The organism is Leifsonia sp. Ger2509 (assembly GCF_055231915.1).
In genome coordinates, this window is the sequence record NZ_JBUYVB010000003.1 from 1,827,364 (window position 1) to 1,842,374 (window position 15,011).

General features: G+C 69.5%; 17 protein-coding genes and 1 tRNA gene. 5 read left to right on the forward strand and 13 right to left on the reverse strand.

Annotated elements, in window-relative coordinates; translation table 11 throughout:
• Nucleotides 1-42: 42 nt before the first annotated feature.
• Genes ACV7NN_RS08995 through ACV7NN_RS09005 form a run of 3 tightly spaced genes read right to left on the reverse strand, consistent with a single transcriptional unit; the run spans nucleotide 43 to nucleotide 931 of the window.
• A complete protein-coding gene (locus ACV7NN_RS08995; protein WP_463349231.1) occupies nucleotides 43-216 on the reverse strand; it encodes a hypothetical protein in 174 nt (57 codons plus the stop codon).
• Nucleotides 213-344 carry a hypothetical protein gene (locus ACV7NN_RS09000; RefSeq protein WP_463349232.1) on the reverse strand — a complete coding sequence of 44 codons (132 nt, stop codon included), beginning with the start codon at nucleotides 342-344 and terminating at the stop codon, nucleotides 213-215. The genes ACV7NN_RS08995 and ACV7NN_RS09000 overlap by 4 nt, the downstream gene beginning before the upstream one ends.
• Nucleotides 341-931, reverse strand: a complete 591-nt coding sequence (locus ACV7NN_RS09005; RefSeq protein ID WP_463349233.1) for a hypothetical protein — start codon at nucleotides 929-931, stop codon at nucleotides 341-343. Before ACV7NN_RS09005 ends, ACV7NN_RS09000 begins: the two co-directional genes overlap by 4 nt.
• 94 nt (nucleotides 932-1,025) lie before the next feature.
• Between ACV7NN_RS09005 and ACV7NN_RS09010 the strand changes: the two genes are divergently transcribed.
• On the forward strand, nucleotides 1,026-1,274 hold the full coding sequence (locus ACV7NN_RS09010; protein ID WP_463351269.1) for a helix-turn-helix domain-containing protein: 249 nt from the start codon (nucleotides 1,026-1,028) through the stop codon (nucleotides 1,272-1,274).
• On the opposite strand, the gene ACV7NN_RS09015 is transcribed toward ACV7NN_RS09010, so the two are convergent.
• Both ACV7NN_RS09015 and ACV7NN_RS09020 read right to left on the reverse strand, forming a co-directional pair.
• A tRNA-Arg gene (locus ACV7NN_RS09015) sits at nucleotides 1,237-1,312 on the reverse strand. The two genes, ACV7NN_RS09010 and ACV7NN_RS09015, sit on opposite strands and share 38 nt — an antisense overlap.
• A 378-nt stretch (nucleotides 1,313-1,690) precedes the next feature.
• The gene (locus tag ACV7NN_RS09020) at nucleotides 1,691-2,470 is read right to left on the reverse strand and encodes a dienelactone hydrolase family protein (protein WP_463349234.1); all 780 of its coding nucleotides are present in this window, start codon (nucleotides 2,468-2,470) and stop codon (nucleotides 1,691-1,693) included.
• Between the two features lie 166 nt (nucleotides 2,471-2,636).
• On the opposite strand from ACV7NN_RS09020, the gene ACV7NN_RS09025 reads away from it, so the two are divergent.
• Nucleotides 2,637-2,933 carry a GNAT family N-acetyltransferase gene (locus ACV7NN_RS09025; protein WP_463349235.1) on the forward strand — a complete coding sequence of 99 codons (297 nt, stop codon included), beginning with the start codon at nucleotides 2,637-2,639 and terminating at the stop codon, nucleotides 2,931-2,933.
• Here ACV7NN_RS09025 and ACV7NN_RS09030 read toward each other — a convergent pair.
• Together ACV7NN_RS09030 and ACV7NN_RS09035 are read right to left on the reverse strand one after the other, a co-directional pair.
• Entirely contained in the window at nucleotides 2,913-3,590 is a 678-nt protein-coding gene (locus ACV7NN_RS09030; RefSeq protein WP_463349236.1) for a lysoplasmalogenase, read from the reverse strand. The genes ACV7NN_RS09025 and ACV7NN_RS09030 overlap by 21 nt on opposite strands.
• Nucleotides 3,591-3,619: 29 nt before the next feature.
• Nucleotides 3,620-3,943 (reverse strand): hypothetical protein, encoded by a 324-nt coding sequence (locus tag ACV7NN_RS09035; protein ID WP_463349237.1) that lies wholly within the window; start codon nucleotides 3,941-3,943, stop codon nucleotides 3,620-3,622.
• Between the two features lie 145 nt (nucleotides 3,944-4,088).
• Between ACV7NN_RS09035 and ACV7NN_RS09040 the strand changes: the two genes are divergently transcribed.
• Entirely contained in the window at nucleotides 4,089-4,304 is a 216-nt protein-coding gene (locus ACV7NN_RS09040) for a three-helix bundle dimerization domain-containing protein (protein ID WP_463349238.1), read from the forward strand.
• 3 nt (nucleotides 4,305-4,307) lie between these two features.
• Nucleotides 4,308-4,979 carry a 4'-phosphopantetheinyl transferase family protein gene (locus ACV7NN_RS09045; protein ID WP_463349239.1) on the forward strand — a complete coding sequence of 224 codons (672 nt, stop codon included), beginning with the start codon at nucleotides 4,308-4,310 and terminating at the stop codon, nucleotides 4,977-4,979.
• 46 nt (nucleotides 4,980-5,025) lie between these two features.
• On the opposite strand, the gene ACV7NN_RS09050 is transcribed toward ACV7NN_RS09045, so the two are convergent.
• The 5 genes from ACV7NN_RS09050 to ACV7NN_RS09070 form a co-directional block, all read right to left on the reverse strand.
• Nucleotides 5,026-6,366: a M1 family metallopeptidase gene (locus ACV7NN_RS09050; RefSeq protein WP_463349240.1), complete on the reverse strand. Its 1,341-nt coding sequence runs from the start codon at nucleotides 6,364-6,366 to the stop codon at nucleotides 5,026-5,028.
• Nucleotides 6,366-10,355, reverse strand: coding sequence for a Pls/PosA family non-ribosomal peptide synthetase (locus tag ACV7NN_RS09055; RefSeq protein WP_463351270.1), 3,990 nt, complete (start codon nucleotides 10,353-10,355; stop codon nucleotides 6,366-6,368). The genes ACV7NN_RS09050 and ACV7NN_RS09055 overlap by 1 nt, the downstream gene beginning before the upstream one ends.
• Before the next feature lie 137 nt (nucleotides 10,356-10,492).
• Complete coding sequence (locus ACV7NN_RS09060; protein ID WP_463349241.1) at nucleotides 10,493-11,419, reverse strand: hypothetical protein; 927 nt, start codon at nucleotides 11,417-11,419, stop codon at nucleotides 10,493-10,495.
• A gap of 184 nt (nucleotides 11,420-11,603) precedes the next feature.
• Entirely contained in the window at nucleotides 11,604-11,969 is a 366-nt protein-coding gene (locus ACV7NN_RS09065; protein WP_463349242.1) for a hypothetical protein, read from the reverse strand.
• Between the two features lie 299 nt (nucleotides 11,970-12,268).
• Nucleotides 12,269-12,622, reverse strand: coding sequence for an iron chaperone (locus ACV7NN_RS09070; protein ID WP_463349243.1), 354 nt, complete (start codon nucleotides 12,620-12,622; stop codon nucleotides 12,269-12,271).
• Nucleotides 12,623-12,706: 84 nt separating this feature from the next.
• Here ACV7NN_RS09070 and ACV7NN_RS09075 point away from each other — a divergent pair, with 84 nt between their 5' ends.
• Nucleotides 12,707-14,260, forward strand: a complete 1,554-nt coding sequence (locus tag ACV7NN_RS09075) for a flavin-containing monooxygenase (protein ID WP_463349244.1) — start codon at nucleotides 12,707-12,709, stop codon at nucleotides 14,258-14,260.
• 73 nt (nucleotides 14,261-14,333) lie between these two features.
• Here ACV7NN_RS09075 and ACV7NN_RS09080 read toward each other — a convergent pair whose 3' ends face one another.
• Nucleotides 14,334-14,951, reverse strand: coding sequence for a CGNR zinc finger domain-containing protein (locus tag ACV7NN_RS09080; RefSeq protein WP_463349245.1), 618 nt, complete (start codon nucleotides 14,949-14,951; stop codon nucleotides 14,334-14,336).
• Between the last annotated feature and the right edge of the window lie 60 nt (nucleotides 14,952-15,011).

The window sequence follows — 15,011 nt, forward strand, 5'->3', positions numbered from 1 at the left end:
GGGTGTAGGCGAACCACGCCGGCATGCTGTCGTTGTCGTGCATCAGGCGCTCACCTCGCAGCGGATCTGCGAGGCGACGAACTCGATAGCCGCCCGCCATCCCTCGATGCCCTCGCGGGACGGGAAGAATCCGCCGGTGCCGTTCGACTCGTGCAGCGCATACCAGCCGGCGCTCAGGCCATGCTGGGCCCGCCGCTTGAAGACCAACCATTTCACTTTGCGACTCCCATCCAGAGCAGGGGTGAAGCCAGCCACGCGCAGGCGGTGAGCCCGGCGATGACGACGAGCGGAGCCCAGACCGGCGGCGCGGGCTTGATGTAGGTCGAGCGACGGCGGCGGCTCATGCGTCGACCAGCTCGGAGTCGAGGACGACGAGGTGCCCGTATAGGCAATGGCGATCGTCGACCAGCTCGGCGTCGCAGACACGATCAGAGTTCGGGACAGGGTGCGGGCCCGTCTGGTTGTCTCTAGAACTCTCTTTAGTGTTCTTACTTGTGTTCTTATAGGCGTTGGATGATCCAACGCGGTGCGCATTGGATGATCCAACGCGGGTGCCCACCGTTGTTGGATGATCCAACGCGGTGAACAGGGGCACGTCGCCGTGGTCGTGCGGGTCGCAAATCTCCCAGGTGGTGCCCTCGAACTTGCCGCCCTTGCCCTGCAGTGTCACCCGCTTGAGGTAGCCTGCAGCCTCCAGCTCGTTCGTGGCTGAGCGCATCGCGTCGATGCCCTCGGTCGGGCTCGTCGCTGCAATCGCCTTGAGCGTCACGTGCCAGCCGTCCTCGTGCGTCATCAGCATGGCCAGCAGGCCACGAGCGCGGAAGGACAGCGACTCGTCGCGCAGCCACGGATTCGGGAGCTGCGTGAAGTTGCGCTCAAACCGCATCTGCCGGCGGATCAGCCGAGGCTCCGGTGTCGGGTTTGTTGTCACAGCACGAACATTCCGCACGCCGTGACACGTTCGCGGATTGGTTGCGGCGTGTCGGGATATTTGACGCGGATTGCGCTAACGTAGCCGCATGACGATGATCGACAATCCGACGTGGACGCTCGCCGACAGGCTGCGCCGCTCGCGTCTACTTGCAGGGCTGGAGCAGGCAGAGATCGCCGCTCGGCTGGGTGTGGCTCGTGCCACCGTCTCGACATGGGAGACTGGAAAGACCGAGCCCAGCGCATCGAACTTCGTGCGCTGGGCTGCGATCACTGGCCAGCCTCTTGAGTGGCTGGCCGAGGGTGTGGTGCGCCCGGAGGGATTCGAACCCCCAACCTTCTGATCCGTAGTCAGATGCTCTATCCGTTGAGCTACGGGCGCGCTTTGCGTGTCAGGCGAGGCCTGGAACACACCGGCTTCGGGCGGGAACCGCTCGCAAGCCACGTTAGAGACTACATGATGGGGTCGGGCGCCGCCAATTGGGGCCGTCTACGCTGGCTCGCGCTCGCATCCGCGGCTCGTCGCACTAGTTGAGTTTCGGCGCACGAGGTAGACCACGTGCGGCGAGACGTTCCTAGTGCGAGGCGCAACCCTGCGTCGAGGCCACGACGGCGAGAGGCGCCGAGCGCACGCGTCGTGAGGGAGCGCACGTCGAGGTACGCGTGCGCTCGACGCGAACGCGGGCGGATGGACGGCCCACCTGCGCTTCACGCGAACTCGGGCGCATGGACGGCACACGCGCGCCCAACGCCCGCGCGATTACGCGAACACCTCGTCGAGGAAGCACACGAGCGCCCGCCAGCTGCGCGCATCCGCCACCGGACGGTACCGGTCCGACCCGGGCACCGTGAACGCGTGCGGCGCACCGCTGTAGCTGGTCACCTGCCAGTCGACGTGCGGAGCCGCACGCAGTTCATCCTTGAACGCGGCGATCGCCTCATCCGGAACGACCGGGTCGGCCCCGCCGGTGAGGATCATCAGGGACGCCGCGATCGCGCCGGCGTCGCTCGGGTCGTGGGTGACCAGTCCTCCGTGGAAGGACACAACACCGCGGGCGGGTGCCCCGGTGCGCGCGAACTCGAGCGCCGCGGTGCCGCCGAAGCAGTATCCGATGACGACCAGGCGCGCGGGGTCGACGGCGGGATGCTGCAACAGGTGGGTGAAGCCGGCACCGACCCGGGAGCGCAGCAGGGGCAGGTCCCGGTAGTACCGGCCCGCCTCGGCGGAGGCCGCCTCGCCGGTGGGCCGTACCCCCGCACCGTACAGGTCGGCGGCGAAGGCGACGTAGCCGAGGCGCGCGAGCATCTGGGCGCGCATCCGCACGTTGTCTCCGACACCGCTCCAGTCGTGCAGGATGAGCACGGCCGGCCGTCGCTCGTCGGCTTGCGAGTCGCGGGCGAGATAGCCTTCGAGCGCCAGGCCCTCGTGTTCGTAGGGGACGTCCTCGGTCTCGATGAACGTGTGCTCCCGCACGGGGACCTGCGCGAGCAGTGCTTCATGGACAGGCGAAAGACTGGGCATGTGCGACTCGATGGTCACGGTACCTCCACGGTTCCACGGTTCTACGGCGTTCGACACGCTGCGGCCTGCTGTGGCGCTGCGGTATGCGGTGGAACCGAGGTGCGGGTCGGGTTTCCCACAGGGCCAACCATACTCTGGGGAAACGCGCGGGGCCATGATCCTGAAGCGGACGTAGGCTGTGCACATGGCGAAGGAATTCACGCATGAACCGGATGCGGATCGTTACGCTGTGCACATCGACGGCGAGTTGGCCGGCGCGCTCGACTACTCCGTTCTCGGCAGCGCTATCTCGTTGACGCGGGCGTACACCGCTCCGCATTTCCGCGGCCACGGTCTCGCCGGGGAGCTCGTCTCGTTCGCGGTGGACGACATCGAGGCGACGACGGACTACCGCATCGTTCCGATGTGCTGGTATGTCGCCGCGTGGTTCGACAAGCATCCCGAGCGCAGCGAACTGTTGTCACCCCGCACGAGCGCCTGACGACACCGCAGCGGCAGGCTCGACGGTCGCGCGGGCCAGAACGGCGAGCACGCCGGCGGCGATGATCCCCTGCCCCAGGCAGTAGGTGAGCATGGTGAGCACGTCATGCCCCGGGATGGTGAGCGCAGGCAGGAACCTGGCGAGCGCGAGGACGGTGTCCGAGATGACGAACACCGCAGCTCCCGCAGCCACCATCGGCGAAACGCGCGTCGCCGCGGTCGCCATCGAACCGAGCACGAGCCCGTAGAGCACGACGGGGACGACGAGCGAGCCGAGGCTCGGGATGAGCACCGCCAGGAACACGATGAACCAGACCGCGTAGACGATCGACCACGCGCGCGGCCGGCCGAACCCGCCAATCCGGAGAAACAGCACCAGGTACGCGACGTGCGCCAGCAGGAACGAGCCGAGCCCGAGCACGAACCAGAGGTTGCCGGGGACCATGAGCGCCAGGTCCCCCAGCCAGGACAGACCGATCGCGAGGAGCAGCAGTCCCACCCGCAGCGTGAACCCCCGCCCCAGTCGCGCGAGCACGACGGCGATGGCGAGCGCCGGCATCAGGAGCGGCTTCGTGACCTGGACCAGCGCATCCGCCCCCGTCGCGATCGCGACGACTTGGACGATGCTGACGATGATGAAGGGCGTGAACGCCGGCACCGGCCGGATCGTGACGCCGCGCCATCCGCTCAGGATTCGCCCCCGACGGCCGGTTCGCCGACGAAGGTGTGCGACTCGCGTGATAGCTCGGACCAGAGCTGGCGGTCGCTCACGCGCACCCAGTCGCGCGTCGGATGTCCGGCGGCGCGGAATGCGGCCGCGACGCCCCGAGCCTTCAGGTCGTTCGCACGCGCTTCCGGCAGTTCGACGACGAGGTCGTCCCCTTCCAGGAAGGCGAAGAGCCTGCCGCGGACGAGCAGTCCGTCGGCGGCGATGTCGACGTCGTAGTCCTCATCTTCGGCGAGCTCGATCGTCAGGCTGTTGTAGGCCTGCGCTGCAGCATCCGTGGTCACGTCCGTGCCTCCTCGTGCGATGGTGTGCTCACGCTAGCAGCCTGTGCAGGAAGCGGACACAAGCGGCTCGAGCACCTCAGGATCACCCGAAGATCACCCGGGAGCGCATTGACAGACCGGGCGGGCGCGTTCCACACTCAGCTTTGTGAGTGTGAACGAGCTTAACGAGGACAAAGCCGTCGCAGAAGTGGCCGAACGGCTCGCCGAGCGGTTCCCGTCGATCCCGCGCCGCCGGATCGACGAGATCGTCCAGAGCGAACGGGAGTCGCTGGTCGGCAAGCCGATTCGCGACTACATCCCTGTGCTTGTCGAGCACGGCGCGAAGGCACGCCTCCGTGACGAGATAGCGACGAGCGCCTAGGCGGTGCCCGTCGCGGAGCAGGATGCGCGCACCATCGCGGGCGTCCATATCGAGGTGCGCTGGATCGCGGTCGCACCCGACTACCCAGCGCAGCGCGACGATCACCTCGCCCGCGACCTGCTGACCTCGCGGGAGCTCGTCCGCTATCGCTCCCTCCGCCCCGGCGCCGCCCGCACGTTCCTTGCCGGACGCCGACTCCTTCGCGACCTCGTCGCCGTTCTCGCATCCGTCGACCCTGCCGAGGTCGTGATCGAAGCCCGCTGCCCGTACTGCGGTGGACCACACGGCCGGCCGGCCGCCGTCGAGCCCGCGGCCGCGACGACGCTCCATCTCGCGCTCGCGCACGCGACCGACCTCGTCGCCGCCGCCGCCGCGTGGGGGCACCCGGTCGGGGTGGATGTCGAGAGCGCGGATGCTGAACGCCCCGCAGAACGCGACGCGGCGATCGCGAACGTGGCCGGTGCATCCGGTGACGATCCCCTCCAGCACTGGACCCGCGTCGAGGCGGTCCTGAAGGCCGATGGCCGTGGGCTCGGCGTCGACCCGCGGACGGTGCGCATCACCGGCGCCGATGACGAGCTTCGTGCGCGGATCGACGGCGACGACACTGTCTACGCGCTCTCGTCGCTCGACCTGGGGCGCGGATACACGGCCAGCGTCGCCGTCACGACCTGACCACCGGTCGACCTCAGCGAGCCCGAGCCCACGGCCCGCGTCGCCGTCAGGACCTGACGGACGTCGCCCTCGGCAGTCGCGGCAGCGAGGTCGCCACCAGCCAGTGCTCGAAGAACGTGCCCAGGTCGGCACCGGCGTGCTCCTCGGCCAGGGCACGGAAGTCGTCGGTGGTCGCCGTTCCGTGGCGACGCGTCGCGGTCCACGCGCGCAGCAGCGCGAAGAAGCGGTCGTCGCCGATCGTCAGCCGGAGCGCGTGCAGCGTCAGCGCCCCGCGCTTGTAGACGCGGTCGTCGAACATCAGGGCCGGACCCGGGTCGCCGATGACGATGTCGTGCGGCAGCGAACGGATGCCTGCGTGGTAGCGCCGCGCCATTTCATCCGCGGTCGCGCCTCCCGAGTGCTCCGACCAGAGCCATTCGGAGTAGCAGGCGAATCCTTCGTTGAGCCAGATGTGCTTCCAGGCCGCGATGCCGACGCTGTTGCCGAACCACTGGTGCGCGAGCTCGTGCGCGATGAGCCGCTCCGAGCCGCCGTCACCGTCCGCGTGGTTCGCCCCGAAGATCGCGACGCCCTGCGCTTCGAGCGGGATCTCGAGGTCGTCCGCCGTGATCACGACGCTGTAGTCCGCGAAGGGGTAGGGCCCGAACGACTCGATGAAGAAGGCCATCATCCGCTCGAGCGGGTCGAAGTCGGCGCGGACCTGCGCATCCACCTCCGGCGCGTAGGCCACGACACCGGGAACGCCCGCGAGGTCTCGGGCCTCGCTGACGTATCGGCCGATCTGCACGGTCGCGAGGTAGGTGGCCGTCGGCTCGTGCTGTTCGAACGCCCAGGTGCCGCGGCCGGCCGACACCGAATGGTCGAACAGCACCCCGTTGGCGAGAACGGTGTAACCCTGTTCGCAGGTCACCCGGATGCGGTAGCTCGCCTTGTCCGCCGGATGGTCGTTGCACGGGAACCACGTGGGCGCGCCGGACGGCTGCGAGGCGACGATCACTCCGTCGGTGAGCTCCTCCCACCCGACGAGGCCCCAGTGGCTGCGCCGCGGCGCGGGCGACCCGGAGTACTCGACCTCCACCGTGAACAACTCGCCGATGCCGATCGCCTCCTCGGGCGTGATGACGAGCTTCGTCGCCGTCTGGCTGAACCGCGTGCGTTTGCTGCCGTTGACCCGAACCCGGGACGCGCGCAGCCGCACGAGGTCGAGACTGAACGATCGCAGCCCCTGGATGCTCATCGCGCGGATGACGGCCACCGCGTCCAGCCGGTTGGTGGCGACCTTGTACCGCAGGTCGAGGTCGTACGACTCGACCGAGTAGCCGCCGTTGCCCGACGTCGGAAGGTACGGGTCGCCGGCTGTCCTGGCGCCCGCGGGGATCGCCGTCATCAGGTCACCGTCGCGTGGTAGTCCGCGATCGTGACTTCGCGCCACGGCCCGATCGGGTTGCCGCTCCAGCGCGTGCGGTCGGGGACGAATTCCCCGCGCATCACCAGCGAAGCGGGACCGACCGTCGCGTGCGCGCCGATCCGGGCGGCGGGAAGGATGACGCTGTGCGGCCCGATGGTCGCTCCGGCATCGAGGATGACGGTATCCATGCTCATGATTCGATCATGGAAGAGGTGAGTTTGCACAACGCACCCGCGGTTGACGGTGGATGCGTCGCCCAACGTCACGAGGTCGGCTTCGGGCAGCCAGTAGCTGTCGCACCACACTCCGCGGCCGATCGAGGCGCCGAGGCTGCGCAGCCACCAGACGAGCGCGGGCGTGCCCGCGGCAGCCTGGGCGAACCAGGGCGCCGACACCATTTCGACGAACGTGTCCGAGACTTCGCTGCGCCAGACGAAGGAGGACCAGAGTGGATGCTCGCCGACGCGGATGCGCCCCACCAGCAGCCATTTGCCCACGGTGCTCGCCCCCGCAGCGACGGCCCCGGCCGCGAGCATCACCACCCCGCTCAACAGCACCGCGGCGAGTGTCCCCCACGCCTCGGCGAGCGCCGCCAGCGTGAACAACACGCCAAGGCCGACCGCACAGCTGACGAAGACCGGGATGATTCGGCACAGCTCCCACAGTGCGCGTGCGACCCGCAGGTACGTCGGCGGCGCGAACGTGCGGCTCTCGTCCGCCGCCGCAGCCTTGCGCCGGAGTCGCACGGGCGGTGAGCCGAGCCACGACGATCCGGGCTTGGACTTGCGGGGCGCGGCGGAGAGCACGGCCACCAGACCGTCGCGCGGCACGCGGTGGCCGGCTCCGGCCATCCCGGAGTTGCCGAGGAAGGCGCGCGCGCCGATCTCAGCCCGGGCGATCCGCACCCGGCCGCCGCCGAGTTCGTACGACGCGACGAGGGTGTCGTCGGCGAGGAAGGCGCCGTCGCGGATGGTCGTCATGCTCGGCAGCAGCAGGACCGTCGAAGCTTCGACATCGTGGCCGACCGTGGCCCCGAGCATCCGGAGCCAGACCGGAGTGAAGAGGCTCGAGTAGAGCGGGAAGAGTAGCGTGCGCGCGAGATCGAGCAGGCGCTCGATCGTCCACACCTGCCAGCCGACCCGGCCGCGCACCGGGAAGACACCCTCGGCGACCCCGAGCGAGAACAGGCGCACGAGCACGACGACCAGCCCGGAGAGGATCACACCGGCCAGCAACGTCGCCGGGATGAGCGCGGCGAGCGAGCGCCACGCGGCATCGGCGAGGGTCGGGGCGTCACGGATGAACAGGGCGACGATCACGCCGCCCGCCGAGAAGGCGACGATCGGAAGCAGCGAGAGGATGATCGCGGAGGTTCCGTAGCCGACCAGCCAGCGGGTGCGTCGTGGCGGCCGCGCGGGGTCCCACCACTGTTCCGCCTTGCCGACGCGCGCGGCAGGCGAGCCGGCCCACACCTGCCCGGCCGGGACGCGGCCGAAGACCGACGAGCCGGGAGCGATCGCGGCGTTCTTGCCGATCCGTGTGCCCGGCAGCAGAGTGCTGCGGGCGCCGACCGTACTGTTGGCGCCGATCCGGACCGCGCCGATGCGCAAGGTGTCGCCGTCGATCCAGTACCCCGACAGGTCCACCTCGGGTTCGATCGCGGCGCCGGTGCCGATGCGCAGCATCCCCGTCACCGGAGGCAGGGAATGCAGGTCGACCTCCGGGGCGATCCGCGCGCCGAGTGCGCGGGCGTAGTACGAGATCCACGGGGCGCCGGCGAGGCTGACGGCGCCGACTTGGTGGGCGACCTGCTCGGCGAGCCACAGGCGCAGATGCACACCGCCGCCACGCGGATAGTCCCCGGCGCTCACCCCGGCCAGCAGCAGTCGCGCGCAGATCACCGAGATCGTCATCCGCCCGAACGGCGTCGCGAAGAAGATGAGGCCGACGATGAGGAACCCCAGGTTCGCGGTCGGCAGGGCGTCGAACCCTCCGAACCAGTGCAGGATAGTGCTCGCGGTCAGCAGGTAGAGGAGCCAGCGGAAGCCGCTGAGCACGAAGAGGGGAACGCCGAGCACCGTCTGGAGCAGCTGCATCCGGCGCGGGGTCGGTGGAACGATGTGCGTGGACTCCCCCGCCGACCGGTCGCCGATGCGGGAGGCGACCTCCTCGGCCATGGCGCCCAGCCGGGGATGCGCGTAGATGTCGGCGACCGTGAACTCGGGATCGCGCACCCGGATGCGCGCCACGAGCTGGGCGGCAGCGAGCGACCCTCCGCCGAGGTCGAAGAAGTTGTCCGCCGGGTTGGACACGGGCAGGCCCAGGACCGCCTGCCACTGGGATGCGAGCTCCCGCAGCCCGGGATCGAGGTCGGCCTCGCCGGGGTCGAGATCGGGCAGAGGCCATGGGAGCTGCGCGCGATCGACCTTGCCCGAGGTGCGCGTCGGCAGGTCGCCCACGACAGCGAGCAGCGGGACGAGCGCGGCGGGGAGCTCCTCGCGCAGCCTCGTCAGGGCTGCGCCGCGATCGAACGATGCGGGATCGCTCACCGCGAGGTAGCCGACGAGGACCTGGTTGCCCGCATCCGTCTTCCGCACCGCGGCGGCAGCCCCGGACACACCGGGCAGGTTCTGAAGCGCGGTCTCGATCTCGCCGAGCTCGATGCGACGGCCGCCGACCTTCACCTGGTCGTCGGCCCGGCCCTGGAAGAGCAGCCCGGCAGGATCGAAGCGCACCAGGTCGCCGCTGCGGTAGGCGCGGTCCCATCCCAGCGACGGGAAGGGGGCGTACTTCTCCGCATCCTTCGCCGGATCGAGGTAGCGGGCGAGCCCGACGCCGCCGATGATCAGCTCGCCAGCCTCCCCCGCCGCGACCGGGTTGCCTTCGCGGTCGACGACCGCGAGGATCCAGCCGTCGAGCGGGAGGCCGATCCGCACCGGCTCGCCCGGCCGCACGAGCGCGGCGCAGGCCACGACGGTCGCCTCGGTCGGGCCGTAGGTGTTCCAGACTTCGCGCCCGTCGACGGCCAGGCGATCCACGAGGTCGGGCGGGCAGGCCTCGCCGCCGAAGATCAGCAACCGGACGTTCTCGAGCGACTCCGCCGGCCACAATGCTGCGAGCGTCGGGACCGTCGACACGATCGTGATGCCGTGCGTCGTCAGCCAGGGGCCGAGATCCATGCCGCTGCGCACCAGCGAACGCGGGGCCGGCACCAGACAGGCGCCATGACGCCAGGCCAGCCACATCTCCTCGCACGACGCGTCGAACGCGACGGAGAGGCCGGCGAGCACCCGGTCGCCGGGTCCGATCGGCTCGCCCTGAAGGAACAGGCTGGCCTCGGCGTCGACGAAGGCGGCAGCAGACCGGTGCGAGACGCCGACGCCCTTCGGGGTGCCCGTCGAGCCGGACGTGAAGATTATCCACGCGTCATCCTGCGGGGTGGGCGGGGTGACGATCGCGTTCACGGAGGTACTCGGATGCGGCGGCGCACCGGCGAAGAGCGGGACGTCCTCGTCCTCGGCCGGGGCGCCCACCTCATCCTCGTGAGGGGTCGGCAGGTAATCGCCGTCGCCGGAGATGACGCCCCGGACAACGGCCTCGCCGAACACGAGGTCGGCGCGCTCCTGGGGATCGTCGGCGTCCACGGGGACGTACGCTGCGCCGGCGGCGAGCACGGCGAGGATCGAGACGTACAGTTCCCGGGAGCCGGACGGCATCCGGATGCCGACGCGATCGCCCCTCCGCACGCCGGCGAGGTTCAGGCGTGCGGCCGTCGCGACGACGCGCGCCATGAGTTCGCGGTAGCTGAGGGCTCCGCGACCGTCCTCGAGCGCGGACGCTTCGGGGTGGGCGAGGGCGGTGGCGCGGAGGATGTCGAGGAGGGTGCGCGGCGCGGGCGCGGCGTCGCCGCGGTCGAGGAGGGATGCGGGCGCGGCGGATGGCGGTGGTGCGGATGTGGTTGTGGACATGGGCGCGTCGTCACCGCGGTCGAGGATCCCGTCGGATGGTTCGGTCACGTCTCACTCCGGTCGATGACTCGCGGCTGGCCCTGCGCTCGCGCCGCCCCGACGCTAGCTGCGCGGGGTTGCCGCGAGGTGAACGGACCTCATTCGTCCATGCTCGAGAGCAGGTCGACGAGCCCCGCCTTGCTCAGCGACCAGTACCCGGTGCGGCCCTCCGCCTTCGCGCGGTCGCGGAGTTGACGGACAGTGAGGTCTGCGACAGGCGTCTGGGTGGACGACGGGGCCGAGACTGGCGGCGTCGTGCGCGGCCGTGAACGCACCGGCCTGGCAGGGACCTCCGTGACCAGCTTCGGGGTCGCGGGGGCCTTCGGCTTGGCGGGGGCCTTCGGCTTCGCGGCGGCCCTCGGCTTCGCGGCGACCGATTTCGCGGTTGCCGTCGATGCCTTCGGATTGGATGCTGACGCCTTCGGTTTGGCTGTCGCGGTCGACGCCTTCGGCTTGGCCGGTGCCGCCTTCGGCTTCGCTGCTGCCGCCTTCGGCTTGGACGCTGAGGCTTTGGGCTTCGCCGTTGAGGCCTTTGGCTTCGCGGCGGCCGACTTCGGCTTCGCTGCGATAGCCTTCGTGGTCGCTTTCGCCTTCGCCTTCGTCAGCGTGGGCGTCGACTTCACGGCCGTTGCGGCCTTCTCCTGGACGGACCGCGCGGAGGCAGCGAGCGCATCCGTCGCCTCTTTCGACTTCTTCGCGATCTTCGCCGTAGCCGCCTTGGAGGCCTTCGCGACCTTCTCGGTGGCCTCCTTGGACGTCTCGGCCACTTTCTCGGTGGCCTCCTTCGACGTCTCCGCGACCTTCTCGGTGGCAGCCTTCGACGCCTTGGTCACGGTCCCGCGGGCCTGCTTCGCGGCGGCGAGCGCCCGACGCTGGAGTGCCTCCAGCGAGGACGCGAGGTCCTCGACCCGCTTGCGCGCCTGCTTGTCGAGGTCCTTGGCGGCTTTACGTGCATCCTCGACCGCCGCCTTCGCTTTCGCGAAAGCTTCGTCCGCCGCCTTCTCGAGCTTGCTCTTCTTCGCCATGATGTCCTTTCGGATCGGGGCGCCGCAGCACCGCAGCATCGCCAGTTTGACACCGCGATGCCAGTTCAGTCACGCGATTGTGCCTGCGCGCGTCGTTCGGGGGGTCCCAGGCGCAGAAGCGACAACTTCCGCTCGTGCTGGTTGCCGCCGACTATCGGAAGTCGTCCCCTCCGTGGCAAACGGTTCAGGATGCGGGTGGGAGCGCATCCGAACGGGCGCGCGCGCTGGTATAGCCGAAGGCCACAGCGCCCAGTGCGGTGACGCCGCATGCGACCCACAGCATCCACTCGCCGGTGAGGATGGCGCCGACCGCCGACGCGACGGCGACGAGCGAGAGCCCGATCGAGCACGCGAGCAACAGACCGGGACTCGCCGGCTGCTGGGTCTCTCCGGGCTCGAGCCGGGGCCAGATGACGATCATCGCGGTGGCCAGAGGACCGATGAGCAGCGAGATCACGAACCAGTTCCACCGTGAACGGTTCTTCTGTTCTGCGAGTCCCGCGTTCACCAGGGCGAGCGCGAGCCATCCCCATCCGGTCGTGGCGTCCATCCCACGACCCTAGCGACTCGGCTCGCGAGATTGGTCGCCAATATATCGGCGAGGCACTCGATTGGTCACCAAAAGATTGGCAAGCGATCGGCTCAGCGGCAGGCCGCTCCTCACTCGGCAGATTGGTCGCCAACGTATTGGCGAGGCACTCGATTGGTCGCCAAAAGATTGGCAAGCGATCGGCTCAGCGGCAGGCCGCGCTACTCACTCGGGAGATTGGTCGCCAATATATTGGCGAGGTATTCGATTGGTCGCCCAAAGATTGGCGAACAACGAGGCAGGCCAGCGGCGCGCCCGCCTCAGCCGGCGTAGCGCGCGGCGGCCCCTGCGGCGACCCGCTCGATCAGGTCGTACGGGATCGGCCGCGCGTACAGGAAGTTCGCCGAATCCTTCGCCGCCCGGTACGGTGCAATCTGCTCTTCGAGTTCGCCTTCGAACGGCGGCACAGGGTAGATGCCGACGTGCTTCTTCCAGCCCGCGAAATGGATGGCGTGCGTCGGGTCGACCATAACCGCCGCGATGTCGTAGCGGATCTTCTCCTGCCCGTCCGGAACTGCGGAACGGATCGCCCGCCTCACACCCTGCAGCACCTCCTGCACCTCGGGCGGGAACGATGCGATGTATTCGTCGACTGTCGCGAATGACGATGCCATGTCGCCATTCTCCCCGATCCGCGCCGGATGCGCCCTAGCCCTAAGCACCCGATCGGAGCAAGATCGGAGACGAGGAGCTGCATCATGGTCGAGCATTTCGACGTCCTGATCGTCGGGGCCGGGCTGTCGGGCGTGGGGGCCGCGTACCGGCTGCAGACCGAGCATCCGGCGAAGACGTTCGTCCTGCTCGAGTCCCGGCAGCACGTCGGCGGCACCTGGGACCTGTACCGCTATCCGGGCGTGCGCAGCGATTCGGACATGTTCACCCTCGGCTTCCCCTTCCGCCCGTGGCCGGGCCGCGATGTGATCGCGGGCGGGTCGGACATCCTCGCCTACCTCGAGGACGCCGCGCGCGACTACGGGGTCGACGAGCGCATCCGCTTCGGGATGCACGTGGAGCGCGCATCATGGTCGTCGGATGCGGCGCTCTGGACGGTCACGGCCCGTTCCGGCTCCGAGACCCGCGACTTCACCTGCCGCTTCCTGTATCTCTGCACCGGTTACTACAGCTACGAGAGCGGCTATCGCCCGGATTTCGCAGGCATCGACGACTTCGGGGGCCCGGTGATCCATCCGCAGGACTGGCCGGCGGAGCTCGAGTTCCGCGACCGGTCCGTCGTCGTCATCGGAAGCGGCGCGACCGCCGTCAGCCTGGTGCCCGCGCTCGTCGCGGGTGGCGCGAGGGTGACCATGGTGCAGCGTTCGCCGAGCTATGTCGTGTCGCTGTCCGCATCCGACCGGTTCGCGGATGTGCTCCGTCGCATCCTCCCCGCCCGCGCGGCCAACCGGATCGCGCGGTTTACCCATCTCACCCAGAGCCAAGGCTTCTACCTGTTCGCGCGACGGTTCCCGTCCGCCGCGGCCCGGTGGCTGATCCACGGGGCGCGGGCGCGCGTCGGGGGTGGCGCGTCGGTCGAACGCGACTTCACTCCGCGCTACAAGCCGTGGGACCAGCGCCTGTGCGTCGCGCCCGACGGCGACCTGTTCACGGTCCTGCGAACCGGCGCGGCGACGATCGTGACGGATGCGGTCGACCGGTTCACGGCATCCGGGGTCGAGCTCGCGTCGGGGCGGCACCTCGACGCCGACATCGTCGTGACGGCGACCGGACTACGCCTCGTCGCGTGCGGCGGCATCGAACTCGAGGTGGACGGGGTGCGCGTCGACCCGGCGGAACGGCTCGTCTACAAGGGGCTGATGCTCGCCGGCGTGCCCAACCTCGCCTGGTGCGTGGGATACACGAACGCGTCGTGGACACTGCGCGCGGACCTGTCGTCCCGCTACGTGTGCCGACTGCTCGCGCACCTCGACCGCGCCGGGCTCGACATTGCGGTGCCCGTCGCGCCGGACGACGACGGCGTGCGCCGACCGATCCTCGACCTGACCTCGGGTTACATCCGTCGGGCGTCGGCGGTGCTGCCGAAACAGGGCGGACGGGCGCCGTGGGTGCTCCGGCAGAACTATCTGCGCGACCGCGCGACGATGCGCTGGAGCCGCGTGACTACCGGGATGCGGTTCACCGGCGCCCTGCGCGGCTCGTCCGCCGTGACCCCGCCCGCTGCGGCCCCGCCCGCCGCGACCCCGGCCGCACAGGGGCAGCATCCGCTAGTGCGGACCGCGCCCACTGACGAAAGTTGACCTTTCTGTCGCGACGGCCGCTCGGCGTCGGCGCTGCGCCCGCGCCGCCCGCGCACAAAAGGGGCAGATTCCGCTAGTGCGGATCGCGCCCACTGACCGAAGTTGACCCCTCTGTCGCGGGCGCGTCACCCCAGGCGCCCGCGGCGCCGGCAGCACGCTCGCGGAACGCGACCATGTTCATCCGGTTACCGCAGCGGACGCTGCAGAACCGTTTCGACCCGTTGCGCGACAGGTCGACGAGGATCCCCGCGCAGTCGTCGGCGGCGCACTCGCGCAGACGGCCGGTCTCGCCGGTGCGGATGACGTCCACGATCGCGAGTGCGACCTCGACACGGATGCGTTCCGCCAGCGGTGCGTCGGGTTCGGTCGCGTGCAGGTGCCAGTCGAACCCGTCGTGGCGCATCAGGTATGGGAGGGCCCGGGCGGCCCGCAGCATCGTGTTGACCTCGACGGCGGCGGCGTCGCGGTCGAGCGTCCAGAGCTGCCGAAGGCGCTCCCGCGTTTCGCGAACGTCCGCCAGCTCGGCCTGGTCGTGGTCGATGCGCCCGGAGAACTGCTGCTCGGCCAGGAACGCACCGAGTTGCTCAGGCGTTTCGAGCTCATCGGCGCCGCTTCTGCTCGCACCCGGATGCGTATTGACGAGGGCGACCGTGAAGTCCAGCGTGTCCTCGGTGTCAGGGGCAAAATGCAATTTGACTCCTTACTCAGCACAAGACTAGCGTCGGATGCACACCCCATCGACACGCCCAGC